16 protein-coding genes are annotated in these 19,863 nt (G+C 72.2%); 2 read left to right on the top strand and 14 right to left on the bottom strand.

The window, feature by feature from the left end:
* Positions 1–3: 3 nt before the first annotated feature.
* From ABZ939_RS07940 to ABZ939_RS07920, 5 genes are all read right to left on the bottom strand, one after another.
* The gene (locus tag ABZ939_RS07940; protein WP_361850498.1) at positions 4–3,774 is read right to left on the bottom strand and encodes a multifunctional oxoglutarate decarboxylase/oxoglutarate dehydrogenase thiamine pyrophosphate-binding subunit/dihydrolipoyllysine-residue succinyltransferase subunit; all 3,771 of its coding nucleotides are present in this window, start codon (positions 3,772–3,774) and stop codon (positions 4–6) included.
* 279 nt (positions 3,775–4,053) lie between these two features.
* The gene (locus ABZ939_RS07935) at positions 4,054–5,151 is read right to left on the bottom strand and encodes a HAMP domain-containing sensor histidine kinase (RefSeq protein WP_361850496.1); all 1,098 of its coding nucleotides are present in this window, start codon (positions 5,149–5,151) and stop codon (positions 4,054–4,056) included.
* On the bottom strand, positions 5,148–5,885 hold the full coding sequence (locus ABZ939_RS07930) for a response regulator transcription factor (protein ID WP_361850494.1): 738 nt from the start codon (positions 5,883–5,885) through the stop codon (positions 5,148–5,150). The genes ABZ939_RS07935 and ABZ939_RS07930 overlap by 4 nt, the downstream gene beginning before the upstream one ends.
* A gap of 59 nt (positions 5,886–5,944) precedes the next feature.
* Positions 5,945–6,610, bottom strand: coding sequence for a spermidine synthase (locus ABZ939_RS07925; RefSeq protein WP_361850492.1), 666 nt, complete (start codon positions 6,608–6,610; stop codon positions 5,945–5,947).
* Between the two features lie 333 nt (positions 6,611–6,943).
* Complete coding sequence (locus ABZ939_RS07920; protein ID WP_361850490.1) at positions 6,944–8,689, bottom strand: glycoside hydrolase family 3 N-terminal domain-containing protein; 1,746 nt, start codon at positions 8,687–8,689, stop codon at positions 6,944–6,946.
* A 195-nt stretch (positions 8,690–8,884) separates the two neighbouring features.
* Between ABZ939_RS07920 and ABZ939_RS07915 the strand changes: the two genes are divergently transcribed.
* Complete coding sequence (locus tag ABZ939_RS07915) at positions 8,885–9,544, top strand: TetR/AcrR family transcriptional regulator (protein ID WP_361850488.1); 660 nt, start codon at positions 8,885–8,887, stop codon at positions 9,542–9,544.
* Positions 9,545–9,577: 33 nt separating this feature from the next.
* Here ABZ939_RS07915 and ABZ939_RS07910 read toward each other — a convergent pair whose 3' ends face one another.
* The 7 genes from ABZ939_RS07910 to ABZ939_RS07880 all read right to left on the bottom strand — a co-directional run bounded on the left by ABZ939_RS07910 (position 9,578) and on the right by ABZ939_RS07880 (position 15,212).
* Complete coding sequence (locus tag ABZ939_RS07910; RefSeq protein WP_361850486.1) at positions 9,578–10,180, bottom strand: hypothetical protein; 603 nt, start codon at positions 10,178–10,180, stop codon at positions 9,578–9,580.
* Complete coding sequence (locus ABZ939_RS07905) at positions 10,177–11,493, bottom strand: hypothetical protein (RefSeq protein WP_361850484.1); 1,317 nt, start codon at positions 11,491–11,493, stop codon at positions 10,177–10,179. Before ABZ939_RS07905 ends, ABZ939_RS07910 begins: the two co-directional genes overlap by 4 nt.
* On the bottom strand, positions 11,490–12,254 hold the full coding sequence (locus tag ABZ939_RS07900; RefSeq protein ID WP_361850718.1) for an ATP-binding cassette domain-containing protein: 765 nt from the start codon (positions 12,252–12,254) through the stop codon (positions 11,490–11,492). Before ABZ939_RS07900 ends, ABZ939_RS07905 begins: the two co-directional genes overlap by 4 nt.
* Positions 12,255–12,325: 71 nt before the next feature.
* Positions 12,326–13,252 (bottom strand): zf-HC2 domain-containing protein, encoded by a 927-nt coding sequence (locus ABZ939_RS07895; RefSeq protein WP_361850482.1) that lies wholly within the window; start codon positions 13,250–13,252, stop codon positions 12,326–12,328.
* Complete coding sequence (locus tag ABZ939_RS07890) at positions 13,249–13,821, bottom strand: RNA polymerase sigma factor (RefSeq protein WP_361850480.1); 573 nt, start codon at positions 13,819–13,821, stop codon at positions 13,249–13,251. Before ABZ939_RS07890 ends, ABZ939_RS07895 begins: the two co-directional genes overlap by 4 nt.
* 80 nt (positions 13,822–13,901) lie before the next feature.
* Positions 13,902–14,492, bottom strand: coding sequence for a hypothetical protein (locus tag ABZ939_RS07885; protein ID WP_361850478.1), 591 nt, complete (start codon positions 14,490–14,492; stop codon positions 13,902–13,904).
* An 84-nt stretch (positions 14,493–14,576) separates the two neighbouring features.
* The gene (locus ABZ939_RS07880) at positions 14,577–15,212 is read right to left on the bottom strand and encodes a GNAT family N-acetyltransferase (RefSeq protein ID WP_361850476.1); all 636 of its coding nucleotides are present in this window, start codon (positions 15,210–15,212) and stop codon (positions 14,577–14,579) included.
* A 130-nt stretch (positions 15,213–15,342) separates the two neighbouring features.
* Here ABZ939_RS07880 and lon point away from each other — a divergent pair, with 130 nt between their 5' ends.
* Complete coding sequence (gene lon, locus ABZ939_RS07875; protein WP_361850474.1) at positions 15,343–17,745, top strand: endopeptidase La; 2,403 nt, start codon at positions 15,343–15,345, stop codon at positions 17,743–17,745.
* 110 nt (positions 17,746–17,855) lie between these two features.
* Here lon and ABZ939_RS07870 read toward each other — a convergent pair whose 3' ends face one another.
* Both ABZ939_RS07870 and ABZ939_RS07865 read right to left on the bottom strand, forming a co-directional pair.
* Positions 17,856–18,707 (bottom strand): lytic polysaccharide monooxygenase, encoded by an 852-nt coding sequence (locus ABZ939_RS07870; protein ID WP_361850472.1) that lies wholly within the window; start codon positions 18,705–18,707, stop codon positions 17,856–17,858.
* Between the two features lie 197 nt (positions 18,708–18,904).
* A complete protein-coding gene (locus ABZ939_RS07865) occupies positions 18,905–19,732 on the bottom strand; it encodes a lysozyme (protein WP_361850470.1) in 828 nt (275 codons plus the stop codon).
* Positions 19,733–19,863 lie beyond the last annotated feature (131 nt).

Genomic DNA, 19,863 nt, shown 5'->3' with positions numbered 1-19,863 from the left:
GGATCAGGCGTCGAAGACCTCGTTGACCAGCTGCTGCTGCTCGGCCTGGTGGCGCTTGGCAGAGCCGACCGCCGGGGACGAGGAGTGCGGACGCGAGATCCGGCGCAGGCGCTCGCCGTGCGGGATGTCGGCGCCGACCGCCAGGTCCAGGTGGTCGATCAGGTTGAGCGCGATGAACGGCCAGGCACCCTGGTTCGCCGGCTCCTCCTGCGCCCACAGGTACTTCTCGGCGTTCGGGTACTTGGCGATCTCGGCCTGGAGCTCGGCACCCGGCAGCGGGTACAGGCGCTCCAGACGGATGATCGCCGTGTCCGTGACACCGCGCTTCTGACGCTCGGCCTCCAGGTCGTAGTAGACCTTGCCGGCGCAGAAGACGACCTTGCGGACGTCGGCCGCGTTCACGCTGTCGTCGCCGATCACCGGGCGGAAGCCGCCGGTGGTGAACTCCTCCGCCTTCGACGCCGCGGCCTTCAGACGCAGCATCGACTTCGGGGTGAAGACGATGAGCGGCTTGTGGTGCGGGTTGTGGACCTGCCAGCGCAGCAGGTGGAAGTAGTTCGACGGCAGGGTCGGCATCGCGACCGTCATGTTGTCCTGGGCGCACATCTGGAGGAAGCGCTCAGGGCGGGCGGACGAGTGGTCCGGGCCCTGGCCCTCGTAGCCGTGCGGCAGGAGCAGCGTGACGCCGGAGGTCTGGCCCCACTTCTGCTCGGCCGAGGAGATGAACTCGTCGACGACGGTCTGCGCGCCGTTGACGAAGTCACCGAACTGGGCCTCCCAGATGACCAGGGAGTCCGGGCGGGCCAGCGAGTAGCCGTACTCGAAGCCCATCGCCGCGTACTCGCTGAGCAGCGAGTCGTAGACGTTGTAGTGGGCCTGGTCCTCGGCCAGGTAGAGCAGCGGGGTGTAGTCCTCGCCGGTCTCCTGGTCCACCAGGACCGCGTGGCGCTGACCGAAGGTGCCGCGGCGGGAGTCCTGGCCGGACAGCCGGACCGGGGTGCCCTCCATCAGCAGCGAGCCGATGGCGAGGGTCTCGCCGAAGCCCCAGTCGATCGTGCCGTCGTCGATGGAGGCCGCGCGGCGCTGCATCTGCGGCATCAGACGCGGGTGGACCGTGATCCGCTCCGGGATGTTGACCTGAGACTCGGCGATCCGCTTCACGACCTCCTGGGAGACCGCGGTGCTGACGGCGACCGGGAACTCCGGCTGGGCGTCCGGGACGTGCGTCGGAGCCGGCGCCGAGGTGGCCTCGCGGACCTCCGCGAAGACCTTCTCCAGCTGGCCCTGGAAGTCCTGGAGCGCCTGCTCGGCCTCTTCCAGCGTGATGTCGCCGCGACCGATCAGCGACTCGGTGTAGAGCTTGCGCACCGAACGCTTCTTGTCGATCAGGTTGTACATCTGCGGGTTGGTGAACTGCGGGTTGTCGCCCTCGTTGTGACCGCGGCGGCGGTAGCAGATGAGGTCGATCACGACGTCCTTGTTGAACGTCTGGCGGAACTCGAAGGCGAGCCGCGCGACGCGGACCACGGCCTCCGGGTCGTCGCCGTTCACGTGGAAGATCGGCGCCTCGATCATGCGGGCCACGTCGGTCGCGTACATCGAGGAACGCGAGGACTCCGGGGCGGCGGTGAAGCCGACCTGGTTGTTGATGACGATGTGGACCGTGCCGCCGGTGCGGTAACCGCGCAGCTGCGACATGTTCAGCGTCTCGGCGACGACACCCTGGCCGGCGAAGGCCGCGTCACCGTGCAGGGCGACCGGCAGGACGGTGAAGTCCGTGCCGCCCTTGTTGATGACGTCCTGCTTGGCGCGGACGACACCCTCGAGGACCGGGTCGACCGCCTCCAGGTGCGAGGGGTTGGCGGTGAGCGAGACCTTGATCTGCTCGCCGTCCAGGCCCGTGAAGGTGCCCTCGGCGCCCAGGTGGTACTTCACGTCGCCGGAGCCGTGCATCGACTTCGGGTCGAGGTTGCCCTCGAACTCGCGGAAGATCTGCGCGTACGACTTGCCGACGATGTTCGCCAGGACGTTCAGGCGGCCGCGGTGGGCCATGCCGATGACGACCTCGTCCAGGCGGGACTCGGCGGCGGAGTCGATGACCGCGTCGAGCAGCGGGATGACGGACTCGCCGCCCTCCAGGGAGAACCGCTTCTGACCGACGTACTTGGTCTGCAGGAAGGTCTCGAAGGCCTCGGCCGCGTTCAGACGGCGCAGGATCCGCAGCTGCTCCTCGCGCTCCGGCTTGGAGTGCGTGCGCTCGACACGGTCCTGGATCCACTTGCGCTGCTTCGGGTCCTGGATGTGCATGAACTCGACGCCGGTGGTGCGGCAGTACGAGTCGCGGAGCACGCCGAGGATGTCGCGGAGCTTCATCATCGACTTGCCGGCGAAGCCGCCGACCGCGAACTCGCGCTCCAGGTCCCACAGGGTGAGGCCGTGCTCGGTGATGTCCAGGTCGGGGTGCTTGCGCTGGCGGTACTCCAGCGGGTCGGTGTCGGCCATGACGTGGCCGCGGACCCGGTAGGAGTGGATCAGCTCGAAGACGCGGGCGGCCTTGGTGACGTCGTCGTCGTGCGAGGCGTCGATGTCCTTGAGCCAGCGGACCGGCTCGTAGGGGATGCGCAGCGACTTGAAGATGTCGTCGTAGAAGCCGTCCTCGCCGAGGAGGAGGTTGGCGACGATCCGCAGGAACTCGCCGGAGGCGGCACCCTGGATGACCCGGTGGTCGTACGTCGAGGTCAGCGTCATGACCTTGGAGATGCCCAGCTTGTTCAGGGTGTCCTGGGAGGTGCCCTGGAACTCGGCCGGGTAGTCCATCGAGCCCACGCCCATGATCACGGACTGTCCGGGCATCAGACGCGGCACGGAGTGGACGGTGCCGAGGCCGCCGGGGTTGGTCAGCGAGACCGTGACGCCGGTGAAGTCCTCCATCGTCAGCTTGCCGACGCGGGCGCGCTTGACGATGTCCTCGTAGGCCTGCCAGAACTCGAAGAAGTTCAGGGTCTCGGCCTTCTTGATGCCCGCGACGACGAGCTGGCGGTCGCCGTTGGGCTTCACCAGGTCGATCGCGAGACCGAAGTTCACGTGGTCCGGCTTGACCAGGGTCGGCTTGCCGTCCTTCTCCGCGAAGGAGTAGTTCATCGACGGCATGGCCTTGATCGCCTGCACCATCGCGTAGCCGATGAGGTGCGTGAAGGAGATCTTCCCGCCCCGGGCGCGCTTCAGGTGGTTGTTGATCACGATCCGGTTGTCGAAGAGCAGCTTCACCGGGACGGCGCGGACGGACGTCGCCGTCGGCACCTCGAGCGAGGCGTTCATGTTCTTCGCGACGGCGGCGGCGGGGCCACGCAGCGTGATCAGCTCGGGACCGACGGGCGCCTCGGCGGCGGCCGGGGCCTTCGCGGCCGCAGCCGGCTTCGCCGGGGCCGGAGCGGCCGCGGCGGGCTTGGCCGGAGCAGGGGCCGGGGCGGCAGCCGGGGCCGGAGCGGCCTTGACGGGCGCCGGGGCAGCCGGGGCGGCAGCCGGGGCCGGAGCGGCAGGTGCGGCCTGTGCGGGGCTCACCTGCGGCGCGGCGGCGGGAGCCTCCGTCGTGCCGGGCTTGTAGTCGGCGAAGAAGTCCCACCAGGCACGATCGACCGAATTCGGGTCCTGGAGGTACTGCTGGTAGATCTCGTCGACGAGCCACTCATTGGCGCCGAAGGCGGTCGCAGGGTTCTGACCCTGCCCGTCTTGGTCGGTGGAGATGCTCGAGTTACTGGGGGACTGAGACGACACGGCGGTAACCGCCCTCTTCCGCTTCACAAGGTGATGGACAGCGGAAATAAAGGCTACGCCTCCCTGGCCGAGAGGTGCAGGCCAGGCGCTCCAACGTCGCGCAAGTCACACTTGACACCGCGTTTCGGGGCAGGGAATGGCGGGAAACAAGCGTGGTTCTGCCCTCTCGCGGGTACGAGAGAACCGGGTTGCGGCCCGTGAGGCACGCATCCCTGACCACGTCCTGATCGTGTCCTGTTCACTCACACGCAGAACATGCGCTTCCGGTTCGACCCTACGTCAATCCCGCGCCGGAAGGCTTCCCGGAAGAGTGACCTGGATCCGGCAGCCGCGTGACGATTCGGCCACTCCGATCTCCCCGCCGTGCAGATCCACCGCCCAGCGGGCGATCGCGAGGCCGAGACCCGTGCCACCGTCGCTGCCCGGACCGGACTGGGCCGGCACCTGGCCCCGGTTGAACCGCTCGAAGACCGTGTGCCGCAGCGACTCCGGGATACCCGGGCCCTCGTCCTCGACCTCGAGCGCCAGGGAGTCCGGCCAGGGCCCGCGCCGGGCCCGTACGGTCACCCGGCCGTGCGGCGGCGAGTGCTTCACCGCGTTGTCGATGAGATTCGCCATCACCTGGTGCAGCCGCTCCGCGTCCGCGTGCGCGGTCAGCTCGGGCGGCGACACATCGAGGTGCAGATGGACGTCCGTACGGTTGTGCAGCCCGGACGTGGAGGACAGGCCGCGCTGGGACGCGGCCAGATTGGCCTCCCGGAGCACCCCCGAGAGATACGGCCAGACCTCGAAACGGCGTGCCTTCAGCGTGACGACACCGTTGTCAAGACGTGACAGGTCGAGCAGTGTCTCGACCAGCCGGCCGAGCCGCTCCGACTGCTTCAGCGCCGTCCGCATCGTCTCCGGATCGGCCTCGGAGACCCCGTCCACGACGTTCTCCAGAACCGCGCGGAGCGCGGCGATGGGGGTGCGCAGCTCGTGCGAGACATTGGCCACCAGCTCCTTGCGGTGCCGGTCCACGGCCTCCAGATCGTCCGCCATGCGGTTGATCGTCGAGGCGAGGTCGCCGAGCTCGTCGCGGCGGTCCGCGCCCCGCACCCGCCGGCTGAAGTCGCCGCGCGAGATCGACCCGGCCACCGTGGTCATCTCGTCCAGCGGCGCCGTCAGCGACTGCGCCACGAACTGGGTGATCAGGAGGGTCGCGATCATCGCGAAGATCGTGATGTAGCGGAACTCCGTGGAGGTACGGATCGCCACCAGGGCCAGGCCCGAGGTGAGCAGGACCGCCCCGACGACCAGAGCACCCAGCTTGGTCTTGATCGAGATGAGGATCCGGCGCCTGCCGCGGCGCTCGGGGCGCGGCCCCCGTCGGCTCATGGCGCCGGGGTCTCCAGCGCGTATCCGACGCCATGGACCGTACGGATCCGCTCCGCCCCGATCTTCCGGCGCAGCGCCTTGATGTGGCTGTCCACGGTCCGGGTCCCCGAGGCGTCCGCCCAGTCCCAGACCTCCGCGAGCAGCTGCTCGCGGGAGAGGACCGCACGCGGCGTGTTCGCCAGGCAGACCAGCAGATCGAACTCGGTCGGCGTCAGGTGCACGTCCTCGGCCCTGACCCGGACCCGGCGCTGCGCGTGGTCGATCTCCAGCTCGCCGAGGCGCAGGATCCCGCTCCGGGGGGTGACGGCCGCCAGCGCGGCCCGCTCCACCCGGCGCAGCAGCACGTGCACCCGAGCGGCCAGCTCACGCATCGAGAACGGCTTGGTCATGTAGTCGTCGGCGCCGACGCCGAGCCCGACCAGCATGTCCGTCTCGTCGTCGCGCGCCGTGAGCATCAGGACCGGGACCGGCCGCTGGGCCTGGACCCGGCGGCACACCTCCAGACCGTCGAACCCCGGCAGCATCACGTCGAGCACCATCAGGTCCGGCTGCCACGCCTCGGCCGCGTCGACCGCGGCGGGACCGTCCGTCGCCGTCTGGACGAGGAACCCCTCCGCCCGCAGCCGCGCGGAGATCGCATCCACGATCGTCGTGTCGTCCTCGACGACCAGCACCCGCCGCTGCGCGCCCGGAGTGGCCGCCGCACCGTGGTGAGTGGTGTGTGTCTGCTCCATTGCCCCGCCTCGCATCGCTGATGTCGGCCAAGAGCCTAGAGGCACGGACAGCGATACGGCTACGCAGGCCGGATGCCGAGGTGCACCACGTCCGGGACGCCCCGGGCAACCGGGATCTCTTCCGTCCGTACCCCGCTGAATCCGGCATTCCGCAAGGACGATTCGAAATCGGCGGAGGGTTGCGCGGACCACACGGCGAGGACCCCGCCGGGGTTCAGCCGGGCCGCGCAGGCCGCCAATCCCTCGGCGGAGTACAGACTTTGGTTGCCGTCGGTGACGGTCCAGTCGGGGCCGTTGTCGATGTCCAGGCAGAGCGCGTCGTAGGTGTCGGTGGAGGTGTGGACGTGCTCGACCAGGTCCGTGTGCAGGATCACGTTGCGCGGATCGGCCAGCGCCGCGCCCGAGATCGCGGCCAGCGGCCCTTCGCGGTGCCAGTCGATGATCGCCTGCTCGCGCTCGACGACGGCGATCCGGCCCCAGCGGGGGTCGGCGGAGGCGTGGGCGAGGGAGAAACCGACGCCGAGGCCGCCGATCAGCACGGAGGCTGCGGTGCGTCCGCCGAGGGCGTCCATCGCCGCGTCGATCAGGAGCCGCTCCGAGCGACCGTCCGAGGTGTCCATCAGGAAGGTGCCGTTGGCGATGATCTCGAAGTGCTCGTCGCGGCGGCGCAGCACGACTTCTCCGTACGGACCCTCACGGCGGTCGAGGGTGACGGGGCTGGACATGTTCACACACTCCCGGTCTCGGCAGACGGTCTGTCCCGGCCATCCTCGCGGGGCGGGGCGGCCGGGACAAACCATTACGGAGACAGGAGTTACGGGCGGGGCGCCTCGTCCTTCACGTACCGCTCGATCCACTGCAGCTCGCGGCGGGCGTCGACGGGAGCCGTCGAACGGGCAGAGGCCGAGCGCGATGTCGAAGGAGTCGCTCGTGCCGCGCTGTTCGAAGGCGAGATCGATCCGGGGCCCGGCCCCCGGGGTCTCCCCAGGGCGAGGCCCTGGGGGACGGGCGGGCCCCGGATCGGCGCGGGGTCGTTCAGGTACCCCGCGGTCCGTGGGCTACAGCGACAGGCCGTGGCCGTGCGGGAAGACCGGGTTCTCCGTGTCGTTCGGGACGTCCGGGCGGGCCGCCGCCACCGCTGCCATCGAGCGCGGCAGTTCGAAGGGGAGCTTTCCCTCGGCGCGCGCACGGCCGAAGGCCACGTCGAGCAGCGCCTCGTCGCTCGCGCCGTAGTCGGCGATCAGCGCCGCCGCGTGCTCGGCGATCTCCGGGAGGACGGCAGGGCGCTCCAGGTTGACGCAGACCACCGTCGGAACCGTCGCGAGCAGCGCGAGGATCCGGGTCAGTTCGGGCTCCTCGAAGGCGAGCGAGCCGGAGTGGAAGAAGGCCTCGAAGCGGTTCGGCCGCTCCTCGTGCGGGGTGCGCAGCCGCAGCACGGCGAGGTCCGCTTCGGCGGGGGTGGTCACCACGTCCCCGTACGCCGCCGCGACGGCCGCGTCGACGTTCTCGACGTACAGCTTCGGCCGGCCGGCCAGCGGCAGCGGTCCGTCGGTGAGGACGGTGAGCGAGCGGCGCTGGGCCGCGGCGCCCGCCGCCTTGAAGTCGGCGCGGCCGACCGTCTCGGCCGCCTCGTCGGGGTCGACGTACCGCCGCTCGTCGAAGAGCCCGAGGACGAACTTCTCGCGCAGCAGGCGGCGTACGGAGGCGTCGACGCGGGCCTCGGAGATCCGGCCGGACTGCACCAGCTCAACGACCACCTCGGGGCACTGCTCGCCGCCGAACTGGTCCGCGCCCGCGTCCAGCGCCTTCGCCGCCCGCTCGGCGACGCTGAGGTGCTCCACGCCCCACGCCCGGGCCTCGTGGATCTCGCCGAAGATCGTCGCGTCCGTGAGCAGACCCCAGTCGGTGCAGACGATGCCGGTGAAGCCCAGCTCCTCCCTCAGCAGCCCGGTGATCACACCCTTGTTGAAGCCGAAGCCGACCTCTTCCCAGTCGGTGCCGATCGGCTGGCCGTAGTACGGCATCATCTGCGAGCAGCCGGCGGCGATGGCGGCCTTGAAGGGCTCCAGGTGGTGGTCGCGCATCCCGCCCGGGTAGATCTGCTCCTTGCCGTGCGGGAAGTGCGGGTCCTCGCCGTCCTTCTGCGGGCCGCCGCCGGGGAAGTGCTTGACCATGGCCGCCACCGAGTCCGGCCCCAGCTCCTCGCCCTGCAGGCCGCGGATGTACGCCTGGACGAGCTCGCCGGTCAGCTCGGCGTCCGAGCCGAAGGTGCCGGACTGGCGGGCCCAGCGGGGTTCGGTGGCCAGGTCGATCTGCGGGTGGAGCGCCGTGCGGAAACCGACCGAGAGGTACTCGCGGCGCACGGTGTCGGCGAAGCGGAACACCAGCTCCGGGTCGCCGATCGCGGCGAGTCCCAGCGCTTCGGGCCAGGCGGAGAAGGCGCCGGCGTTGAAGGAGGCGCCGATGTTGTCCGTGAAGGCGTGGCGCGGGTCGGTGGAGAGCGAGACGGGGATGCCGAGCCGGGTGCTCGCGGCCATCTCCTGGATCGCGTTGTGCCACAGGGCCATCTCGCGGGCGCCGTAGGTGCCGAGGAGGTTGAAGTGGCTGAGGTGACGGGCCTCGACGAGCTCCGGGGTGGTGAACGGCAGCATCGAGCCGTCCGTCTCGGTCACCGGGGTGCCGTCCGGGTTCATCATCAGCATGGAGTGGAAGAGCTGGCCGGCCTTCTCCTCCAGCGTCATCCGGGAGAGCAGGTCCTCGACGCGTTCGGCGACGGGACGGGTGGCGTCCTGGTACGGGTGCATGTCCTGGCTCCTGAGTGCGACGTGACCGAGTGGCGGACCGGCGTGAGCGCGGCGGCCATCAGCCCGAGCCGGGCGAAGGGCCGGCCGTGGCGCCCTCAGGCTAGAGGTGAAAACCGAGTGGCCACTAGGTTTCTGGAATATGTCCTGGATCACAGGCCATAAGCCATAATTCGGGCACGGCTTAGGGTGGTCCCCATGCCGGAGAACAAGGGCCGAACGACCCGCAACAGCGCAGGCAGAGGCAGCTATGCGGTGGGAGACGCACGCCGCCGGAAGATCCTCGACACCGCCGTCGAGCACTTCGGGCAGTGGGGCTTCCACGCCTCCTCGCTCGCGCGGATCGCGAACGACTGCGGGATCACTCAGGGCGGCCTGCTGCACCACTTCCGCAGCAAGGAGGACCTCCTGCTCTCCGTCCTCGCGCAGAGCGAGCAGCACGACGTCGAGCGCCTCTTCGCCGACGAGCCGGAGTCGTACGCCGCGTATCTGGAGACCGTCGTCGGGCTCGTCGAGGACAACACCCGGCGCCCCGGCATCGTGCGCATGTTCAACGTCCTGATCGGCGAGTCGGGCAACGTCGGCCACCCCGCGCACCGCTACTTCAAGGAGCGCTACGAGCGCGTGCTGGGCCACACCGTCGACCTCCTGGAGGCCGCGGTGCGGCGCGGGGAGCTGAAGGCGGACACCGACTGCCGGGCCGTCGGGCAGGAGCAGCTGGCCATGATGGACGGTCTGCAGATCCAGTGGGCCCTGGACCCGGCGTCGATGGACATGCCCGCCCGTGTACGGGCCTTCCTGGACCGGCAGTTGAGCGAGATCTCGACGACGGGGGAGGGCCTGCCGGCGGCGGGCTGAACCGGGGGAGGGGCGCGCGGGGCTCGGGGACGTTCAGTTCCGTACGGGACGGGCGCCGCGGATCGCGTACAGCGCCGTCCCCACGACGAACGCCGCGACGGCCGTCACCCACGCCCCGACCTGCGGGCCCGGCTGCATCGGCCAGGCCCACACGGCGGCGGCGCCTCCCGGCGCGGGCGGCGCCGCCAGATACACACTGCCGACGTACACCGTCGTCGGCAGCCAGGCGGCCCGGGCGCCGATCAGCGCCACCGCGGCTACGGTGACCCCCACCGAGCCCAGCGTGTTGCGGACCATCGCGAGCCCGCCGAACTCCTCGGCGTGTCCGGGTACCGCGAGTGCCAGCAGGAGGACGGCGAGCGTGGTCAGGCCGACGACGTGCGCGAGCCGCCGCGGCGGCCAGGGGCGGGTCGCCGTACGGTCCAGCTCGTCGCTCGGCGTATGCAGACTCGTCCCGACCGCCGACGCGGCGAGCAGCGGGCCGAGGACGACGACCGGCACGCGGGCGGTGTGGTCGAAGCCCTGCTGGGACTGGAGCCAGGACGCGGACCAGGCGGCGGCCGCGGCCGTGCCGAGGAGGGCCGCGAGGGCGCCGGGCACCGTGCGCGAGCGGAGGTAGAGGGTGGAGCCGGTCACGGGATCGGCACCTCCTCGGGCCGGCAGGTGTCGGCGGCCAGATAGCGGGTGAGATAGGCCCGTTGCTCCGCCGGGGACATGGCCTTCAGCCGGGCGATGTACATCTGGGCACCGGTGGTGTCGGCCCCGTACCCGGGCGGCGCCGGCGCGAGCCACTCGACGACGGCGAGATTGACCAGGCTGGTGCGCTCGGCGTCCGGCCCGGTGAAGTCCCCCGGGCGGCAGGTGTCCGAGAACAGCCACTGGGCCGCCGAGTTGGCGTAGCGCTCGGGATGGACGAGCCGCCCCCGGGCGACGTCCTGATCCGCTCCCGGCAGTCCGACGTCGCCCGGCAGCGCGCCGGTCGGGCCGCCGACCCAGCGGGTGGGCGCACCCGGCAGACCGCGCAGCCGCTCGTTGAGCGGGGCGAGAGCCCGGGAGACGTCAGGCAGCAGCGCGCGGTCGACGGACGTCAGACACACCTGCGGGCTGCCCCCGTCGCAGACGAGCCTGGCCGCCTCCGGGTCCGGGCGCCACGGCCCGTGCTCCGGCAGCCGCAGGATCGCCCCGGCGGCGGTGAGCGCGAGGGCGAGCGGGACCACGGCGAGCAGCCGAAGCCGGGCCGGGCGGGCGGCGTACGCGACCAGGGCGGCCAGCCCGAGGCCGCCGGTCCAGGCCGCCGAGGCGGGGGCGTACCACCACAGGGGCTTGTCCCACGCGAAGGAGTGCTCGGCGGCCGGGCTGAGCCAGCGGACGGAGGTCGGGCTGTACGCGCCGATCCCGAGCCCGACGTAGCCGACGACCGCGAGCAGCGGAGCCGTCAGCCGCCACGGCACCACCTGCCCGGCCAGATGACCGAGCGTGCCGAGCGAGGCGAGGGCGACCGCGTCGGCGGCGACCAGTTCGAGGTACGGCCGGCCACCGGAGACGTACGGCCAGACCCCGGCGAGCAGACACACGGCGGCCGCGCACAGCTGCCCGGCCACGGGCCACAGGGCGGAGGGTGCGACGGCCAACAGCTGGCGACGCAGTCGGCCGCGGGGCACGGAGCGCAACAGCTCCAGCGTTCCGCGCCGCCGGTCCCGACCGCCCTGCCAGCATCCGGCGGCGAGCGCGAGCGGTCCGGCGAGCATGCCGGTGGCGACGTGGAGCATGTCGGTCGCGTCGGTCCAGCGGCCCTGCCAGCCCGGCGCCTTGCCGTACATGGTCACGAGGAGCGTCACCGCGACGGCGGCGCCCGTCCAGGGGCCGACGCCCCGGCGCAGCTCGGTGCGGACGACGGACGTGCGGGGTGGGGCGGCGGACTCGCGGGGCGGGGTGAGGGTGTCGGTCACCGGAGGACCTCCGGGGAGGCGGGCGCGCGGTGGGCGCGCAGGGCCGCCGTGTAGCCGCGCTCGATGGCGTTGGCCGCGTCGCCGGCGGCTCCCGGGCTCCCCGGTTCCTCGCCCAGGGCGGTCAGTTCCGCCGTCGTGCCCCGGAAGGCGACGCGGCCCGACTCGATCAGCGTGACCTCCGAGCAGGCGGCGGCCACGTCCTCCACCAGGTGGGTGGAGACGACCACCGTGGACGAGGCGCCGATCTCCTTCAGGAGCGTCCGGAACTCGACCCGCTGCTCGGGGTCGAGTCCCGCCGTCGGCTCGTCCAGGAGGAGCAACTCCGGTTCGTTCACGATCGCCTGGGCGATGCCGGCCCGCCGGACCATGCCCCCGGACAGGGTCTTCAGCCGGGCGTCGATGCGGTCGGCCAGGCCCACCCGCTCCACGGCGCGCGCCACGGCTGCCGGGGCGCGGTCCGCGGGCATCTCCTTGAGCCAGGCCACGTACGCCACGAACTCGCGGACCGTGAAGCCCGGGTAGTACCCGAACTCCTGCGGCAGGTAGCCCAGTCGGCGCCGGATCTCCGACCGCTCGCGGTGGGCCCCGGCGTCCCGGCCCAGGAGCTCCACCCGGCCGTCCGAGGGGGCGGCCACGGTCGCGAGGACGCGGATGAGGGAGGTCTTGCCGGCGCCGTTCGGGCCGAGCAGGCCGTGGACGCCGGGGCCGAGGGTCAGGTCGAGGCGGTCGAGCGCGACGGTACGGCGGTGCCGGACGGTCAGAGCGGTCGCCGCGACGGTCGTCTCCGACGGGGCGGTCGGCCTGCTCGGCGCGGAGGACGTGCGCGGTGTGGTCACCGGTTCTCCAGATGGTCGAAGGAACGGCGGCGCAGGGCCAGCAGGCCCGCGCAGAGGACGGCGGCGGCTGCCCAACCGCCCTGGGCGGCCGGGCCCGAGAGGTACCGGGCCAGCTCGCCCGTGGCCCCGGGCCGCCCGAGCACCGGCCCGGTCACCGCGAGCAGCCAGCCGCCGGTGAGCGTGGCCGAGGCCGCCCGGCATCCCACGAACGAGCCGAGGGCGAGGGCCGCCAGCGTCAGCGCGAGCCCCGGCAACAGCCAGGCCGCAGCGCCCGGCACGCCGGTGACCGGCGGGAGCAGGGCCCCGGCCGCGGTCAGCACCGGCACACACACGCCGAGCACCGCCGCCGCCCGGGTGAGCAGCAGGCGCAGCCCGCCGGAGGGCGTCGCCACGCCGATCTCGTACATCGGGTCGGCATGGCGTCCGTACGAGACGGCCACCCCTGCCAGGGGCAGCACCGGGGCCACGGCGAGCAGCACCGGCCGCGCCCCGTGGAACCCGGCGCCGTACGCGAGCCCCACGGCGGCGGCGACCACGACGAGCAGCGCCACCAGCCACGCCCCGCGCAGCGCGGGGCCCGCGGCCCACAGCACGCGCGCCCAACGGGAGGCGGGGGAGAGCCCGGAGCCGCCGAGGCCCGGGTGTCCGGGGACGGCTGCCGTGTCCGTACGGAGCCCCGGGTGTCCGGGGACGGCTTTCGGCTGCCTGCTCACCGCCTCGGTACGGACCGTGTCCAGCAGCGCCGCACGGACGTCCGCGAGGACCGGGCCCGCGCCCCCCGCGCGGACCGCGGCCGAGACGCGGGCCGCGCAGCCGCCGCACACCTCGACGTGCTTCTCCAGGGACCAGGCGTCGGGCTCGGCCGCCGAACCCGAGGCGTAGCGGGCGGCGAGCGAATCGGTCACATGCCATGGCGCGGTCATGCGGTGCCTCCCAGAGGGTTCGGGCCGAGGGCGGCACGCAGTTCGCGACGGGCCCGCAGGGCGCGGGTCTTCACCGTGCCCTCCGGTATCCCCAGCAGCCGGGCCGTCTCGCGGGTCGTCAGGCCGTCGACCACGGTGGCCCGCAGGACCTCGCGCAGCTCGGGCGAGATCCGGTCGAGCGCGGCGCCGACGTCCCCGTACTCGAGCCCCGCGAGGACCCGGTCCTCCGCCGAGGGGGCGGGGACGACCGGTTCGGGCGCGGCGCGCTCCGCACGGGCCCGGACGCGCTGGGCGTCGACCAGGCGGCGTGCGGCGACGACCCACAGCCAGCCCCCGGCCTCGCCCCGGCCCCGGTGGGAACCGGCGGAGCGCCAGACCGTGACGAAGGTGTCCTGGAGGACCTCCCGCACGGTCTCCTCGTCCGCGCAGCGCCGGGCCAGCCGGGCGTGCAGCCACCCCGCGTGCCGGTCGTACAGGACGGCCAGCGCCTCGGCGTCCCCCCGGGCGACCGCGCGCAACAGCGCGGAGTCGTCCCGCTCTTCTCCCCGTTCGGGGCGCAACAGTCTCACGCCCCCTCTATCGCTCGGCGGACGGCCGGCGGTTCACGCGACCGCCGGTCCCGGGAAACGGATCCGGCCGAGGAGCGGAGTCAGGGGCTGGTTGGCGGCCCGCCGTCGGGCAGCGCCGCGAACACGCGTTGCAGCGCCGCCGGGCGCTCGCCGTCCGCGGCGACGACGACCCGGTGGTCGTACGAGATCACGTACGTGAAGCCGTCGGCCACCGGCTTCCCGCTCGGCCGCGCGGGCACCTTCCCGAAGGCCGGGTCCTCCAGCGCCGCGCGCAGCTCCGCCACTTCGGCGGCGGTCATGCGGCCGGTGCGCGGGGGCTTGGTGCCGGAGCGGGTCGTGTAGCTGCCGTCGTGGTGGACGATCAGCTGGTTGCTGACGCCGGCGAGACCGCCGTTGACGTTCACCTCGACGAGGACCTCGTGCGGCTTGGGCTCCCCGTCGTTCTTCACGGTCCCGTCCGTACTCGTCGGGACGGGCGGGACGGGTGCGTCCACGGTTCCCGGCGGCGTGGGCGTCGGTGTCGGCTTCGCGGTCCCGTCGTGGGTGGCGACCGGGGGCCGCGGGTCGCCCTGGTCGCCGCACCCGGCCACCGTCATCACCGGTATCAGCACCGCCGACGCGGCCCAGAGCCCCGCGTACCGCTTCCCGCGCACCATGTCCCTGAGCACCATGGGTCCGAGCATGCCCTCAGCCGATCCGATTGACCAGGGCCGTGTGCACGGCGTCGGGGCAGAGTCGCAAGGCCCGAAGGCCCGTCACGCGTCCCGCACGATGCCCGTCAGTGGGCCCTCGTGGCGCCAGCCCAGGGTGTCGTACAGGGCCAGGCCGTCCGTCGTCGCCGCGAGGACGCCCGTCACCGCCCCCGCCTGCGCGGCCGCCGCTTCGAGGGTGCGCATCACGTTGGCGCCGAGGCCGCGGCGCCGGTGGTCGGGGTGGGTCTCGATCTGGTCGGCGACCGCCGTCTCTCCCGTCGGTGCCATCTGGCCGCGGGCGGCGAGCGTGCCGTCCGGTGCCACGATCCGGACCCGTACCACCCCGTTCCGGGTCTCCGTCGTCCGCGCGTAGCCCTCCGGCGCCGGCGGCCGCGCACCCGCGTCCAGCGCCTTCGTCATCATGAAGCCGGGATCGTCCGGGACGGTCCACCCCGGGGTGATCCACTCCGCGACCTCCTCCGGCCCGGCCATCACCTTCAGCCAGGCGTTCGGCTCGGTGATCTCCGAGCAGAGCTTCCCCACGGACACCGCGTCCGGCGCCGGCAGCACATGCCGGAAGACATGCGTCGGCAGGCCCACGTCGATCCGGTATCCCCACGGCTCCACGACGGCGGGCGGTGTGCCCCGCGACACGGTCCAGCCCGCCACCCAGGCGGAGGTAATAGCTCCCATATCCATGCAGTCATTACATCCGCAGCTCACGGCCTGCGCGAGAGTGATCGCTCAGAGCGAACGGGTCGCAGGGAACATTCCTGGGCTCACATGCATTGAGTCGGTACAGCTCAACTTGACTGCCGAAGGGGAGATCATGGCTTCGACGTCCTCACTGCTGACCCTGCCTGTGCTGCCGCTCGACGACGAGGTCGTGCTGCCCGGAATGGTGGTGCCGCTGGACCTGTCCGACAACGACGTACGCGCCGCGGTGGAGGCCGCCCAGGCCGCCGCGCGCTCCGATACCGGCAAGCCCAAGGTGCTCCTCGTGCCGCGCATCGACGGCACGTACGCCGGGACCGGCGTCCTCGGCACCGTCGAGCAGGTCGGCAGGCTGTCCGACGGCGATCCCGGCGCGCTCATCCGCGGCCGCGGCCGCGTCAAGATCGGCGCCGGTACGACCGGCCCCGGCGCGGCGCTGTGGGTCGAGGGCAGCGTCGTCGAGGAGACCGTGCCCGAGCCGCTGCCCGGCGCCGTGACCGAACTGGTCACGGAGTACAAGGCGCTGGCCACCAGCTGGCTGAAGAGGCGCGGCGCGTGGCAGGTCGTGGACCGCGTCCAGCAGATCGACGGCGTCTCCGCGCTCGCCGACAACTCCGGCTACTCCCCCTTCCTCACGGTCGAGCAGAAGGTCGAACTCCTCGAGACCGCCGACCCGGTCGCCCGCCTCAAGCTCGCCACGGCGCAGCTGCGCGAGCACCTGGCCGAGCAGGACGTCGCCGAGAGCATCGCGAAGGACGTCCAGGAGGGCGTCGACAAGCAGCAGCGCGAGTTCCTGCTGCGGCGCCAGCTGGAGGCCGTACGCAAGGAGCTTCGCGACCTCAACGGCGAGACGGAGGGCGACGAGTCCGACGACTACCGGGCCCGGGTGGAGGCCGCCGACCTGCCGGAGAAGGTGCGCGAGGCCGCCCTCAAGGAGGTCGAGAAGCTGGAGCGGTCCAGCGACCAGTCCCCGGAGGGCTCCTGGATCCGCACCTGGCTCGACACCGTCCTCGAACTGCCGTGGAACGAGCGGACCGAGGACCAGTACGACATCCAGGGCGCGAAGGCCGTCCTCGACGCCGAGCACGCGGGCCTGGAGGACGTGAAGGAGCGGATCACCGAGTACCTGGCGGTGCGCAAGCGGCGCGCCGAGCGTGGGCTCGGGGTCGTCGGCGGCCGCCGAGGCGGCGCGGTCCTGGCCCTCGTCGGCCCGCCCGGCGTCGGCAAGACCTCGCTCGGCGAGTCCGTCGCGCACGCGATGGGACGGAAGTTCGTGCGGGTCGCGCTCGGCGGCGTACGGGACGAGGCGGAGATCCGCGGCCACCGGCGTACGTACGTCGGCGCGCTGCCCGGCCGGATCGTCCGGGCGATCAAGGAGGCCGGGTCGATGAACCCGGTGGTCCTGCTCGACGAGATCGACAAGGTCGGCTCCGACTTCCGGGGCGACCCGGCGGCCGCTCTCCTGGAGGTCCTGGACCCGGCGCAGAACCACACGTTCCGGGACCACTACCTCGAGGTCGAACTGGACCTGTCCGACGTCGTCTTCCTGGCGACGGCGAACGTCCTGGAGGCCATCCCGGAGGCGCTGCTCGACCGCATGGAGCTGGTGCGGCTCGACGGGTACACGGAGGACGAGAAGGTCGTCATCGCCCGTGACCACCTGCTGCCCAGGCAGCTGGAGCGCGCGGGCCTGGAGCCGGGCGAGGTGGTCCTGGAGGACGCGTCCCTGCGGAAGCTGGCGGGGGAGTACACCCGGGAGGCGGGCGTACGGAACCTGGAGCGGTCCATCGCGCGGCTGCTGCGGAAGGTCGCGGCGCAGCACGAACTGGGCGACCGGGAGCTGCCGTTCTCGGTCGGTGTGGACGATCTGCGCGGGCTGATCGGGCGCCCGCACCACGTGCCCGAGTCGGCGCAGGACCCGGCCGAGCGGCGCACCTCCGTGCCGGGCGTGGCGACCGGGCTCGCGGTCACGGGCGCGGGCGGTGACGTCCTCTTCGTGGAGGCATCGCTCGCGGACCCGGAGACGGGCGCGGCGGGGCTGACCCTGACGGGCCAGCTGGGCGACGTGATGAAGGAGTCGGCGCAGATCGCGCTCTCCTTCCTGCGCTCGCACGGCGCGGAGCTTGAGCTGCCCGTGACCGGTCTCAAGGACCGGGGCGTGCACATCCACTTCCCGGCGGGCGCGGTCCCGAAGGACGGCCCGAGCGCGGGCATCACGATGACGACCGCGCTGGCGTCGCTGCTCTCCGGACGCCTGGTCCGCACGGACGTGGCGATGACCGGCGAGGTCTCCCTCACCGGCCGGGTCCTCCCGATCGGCGGCCTGAAGCAGAAGCTCCTGGCGGCCCACCGCGCGGGCATCACGACGGTCGTGATCCCGAAGCGCAACGAGGCCGACCTGGACGACGTCCCGGCGGAGATCCTGGACAAGCTGGAGGTCCACCCGGTCACGGACGTCCGCCAGGTCCTGGAGATCGCCCTCTCCCCGGCAGAGGTCACGGTGAGCGCGGCGGCGTAACCCCTCGCGCGTACGGCGAGCGGGGCACCCCTTCCCGGGGGTGCCCCGCTTCGTCGTACGTCAGGTGTTCCGGCGGCGGGACGGCCGTCAGGTGTTCCGGCGGCGGGACGTCAGGTGTTCCGGCGGCGGGACAGCAGCAGGCTGCCCGCGCCGAAGGCCGTCAGGGCCGCCGCGCCCGCGAGGGCCAGGGGGAGCGGGGAGGGGGACGTCCGGGCTGCCTCGGCGGAGAGGGCGGGGAGTTGTTCGTCGCCGCCGTGGCCCGCGTGGCTGACCGTGGAACGGTCCGATCCGGAAGCGATCTCGGCCTCCGTCGGGGCGTCGGCCGACGCGGCGCCGCCGAAGGTCACGTCCGAGCAGCTGTAGAAGGCCTCGGGGCTGTCGTTGCGCTGCCAGACCTTGTAGACGATGTGGCGGCCCGTGCGGGCGGGCAGGTTGCCGGTGAAGGCGTAGAAGCCGTCCGTCGCCGTGCGGGTCGTGGCGTAGGTGGCCACCGGGGTCGCGTCCAGGTCCGACCACTTCAGGGGCTGGGTCGGGTCGAAGCCCTGCTTGGTGATGTAGACCGTCATCGTGCCCGAGTGCGGAGCCGTCACCCGTACCTTGAAGTCGAAGGAGCCCGCCCCGACCGCCGTGGCCGGCCAGTCCGTGCGTGCCCAGTCGAGCGCCCGGTACTTCTCGCGGTTGGCCGAGCAGAGCTTGCCGTCCGGGATGAGCAGCCGGTGCTGCCCGTCCGCGTTGGCGATGTTCACCTCGTTCCAGTCGTAGAGCGGCTGGGTGCCGGAGTCGGCGACCAGGTCCTTGCACACTTGCGACTTCGGCGTCTCGGGCCCCTCCGCGTAACAGGCCGCCACCCGGCTCACCGGGTTGAAGACGGCGCCGTGCGCGCCGGCGGTGGAGGGGGTGAGGGGGATCAGCGCGGCCGCGGACAGGGTGACGGCTGCCGCGGTGCGGCGGTACGACGACATGCGGGGCTCTCTCTCGTGCGTGGGGGAGTACGGGACGAGCAACGAGCGGACGGCGCACGGAAGTTGAAAGCCGTACGCGTTGCCCAAGAGCCTCGCATTGGTCCATACCAATGGGCAAGGGGGCTGTCGCAGAAAGGCGAAGGCGGCCTCCCGGGCGCGCCGTCGCGTCCGGGAGGCCGCCGAAGGGGCGGCCGGGCTCAGCCGTTCGCCAGTGCCTGCACCCGCGAGAGGTCGCCGTTGAAGTGGTTGTGGTCGCCGACCGTCGGGCCGGTCGAGGTGTACTGCCACATCGTGTAGTACGCCCACCCGGCCGGGAGTTCGCCGACCGTCGACGCGTACCGCGCGATCCACAGCGGGTTGGTGGTGGCGAAGCCGCCGTAGTTGCCGGTGCACTGCTTCCACCAGCTCGTGGCCGTGTAGATCACCGGGTCGCGGCCGGTCCGGTACTTGTACCGGTTCACGAAGTCACGGATCCACGCGACCATCCCGGACTGCGTCTTGCCGTAACAGGTCGCGCCGTACGGGTTCCACTCGATGTCGAGCGCCCCGGGCAGCGTCTTGCCGTCCCTGGACCAGCCGCCGCCGTTGTTCACGAAGTAGTCCGCCTGCGCCGCGCCCGTCGTCGTGTCCGGGGTCGCGAAGTGGTACGAGCCGCGGATCATGCCCACGTTGTACGAGCCGTTGTACTGCTGCGCGAAGTAGGTGTTCTTGTAGTACGTGCCCTCCGTCGCCTTGACGTAGGCCCACTTCACCCCGCTGTTCCACAGGGTCGACCAGGCCACGTTCCCCTGGTGGCTGGAGACGTCCACGCCCTCCGTCTGGACGGCCTGGATCGAGATGCCGCCGGGCTTGCCGCCCTGGCCGTCGTGCTCGATGACGCCCATGCCCATGTAGGCGGAGCCGCGGGCGGGTACGGACTCGGTGTCGGCCGCGCCGGCCGGGGCGGCGAGGGCGAGGGGCAGAAGGAGGGCCAGGGCCGCGAACGCGGCGCCGGCGAGGGTCTTTCCGGATCTGTGCACGGGCATTGCGTGCCTCCGAAAGGCTCGGCGGGGGAGCGAGTCGACACGTCCTGGTGTGGACATGTCAGCGGAGACGCTACGCACGTAGACCGGTTCGGCGGAAGGGGGGCCGGGTGCTGCCGTTGGTCTACTCCTGC

Origin of the sequence: Streptomyces sp. NPDC046712, from assembly GCF_040645695.1 — a bacterium.
Lineage (GTDB): Bacteria > Actinomycetota > Actinomycetes > Streptomycetales > Streptomycetaceae > Streptomyces.
The sequence above is the reverse complement of the archived record's forward strand: the minus strand, read 5'-3'. Positions and strand labels throughout refer to the sequence as shown.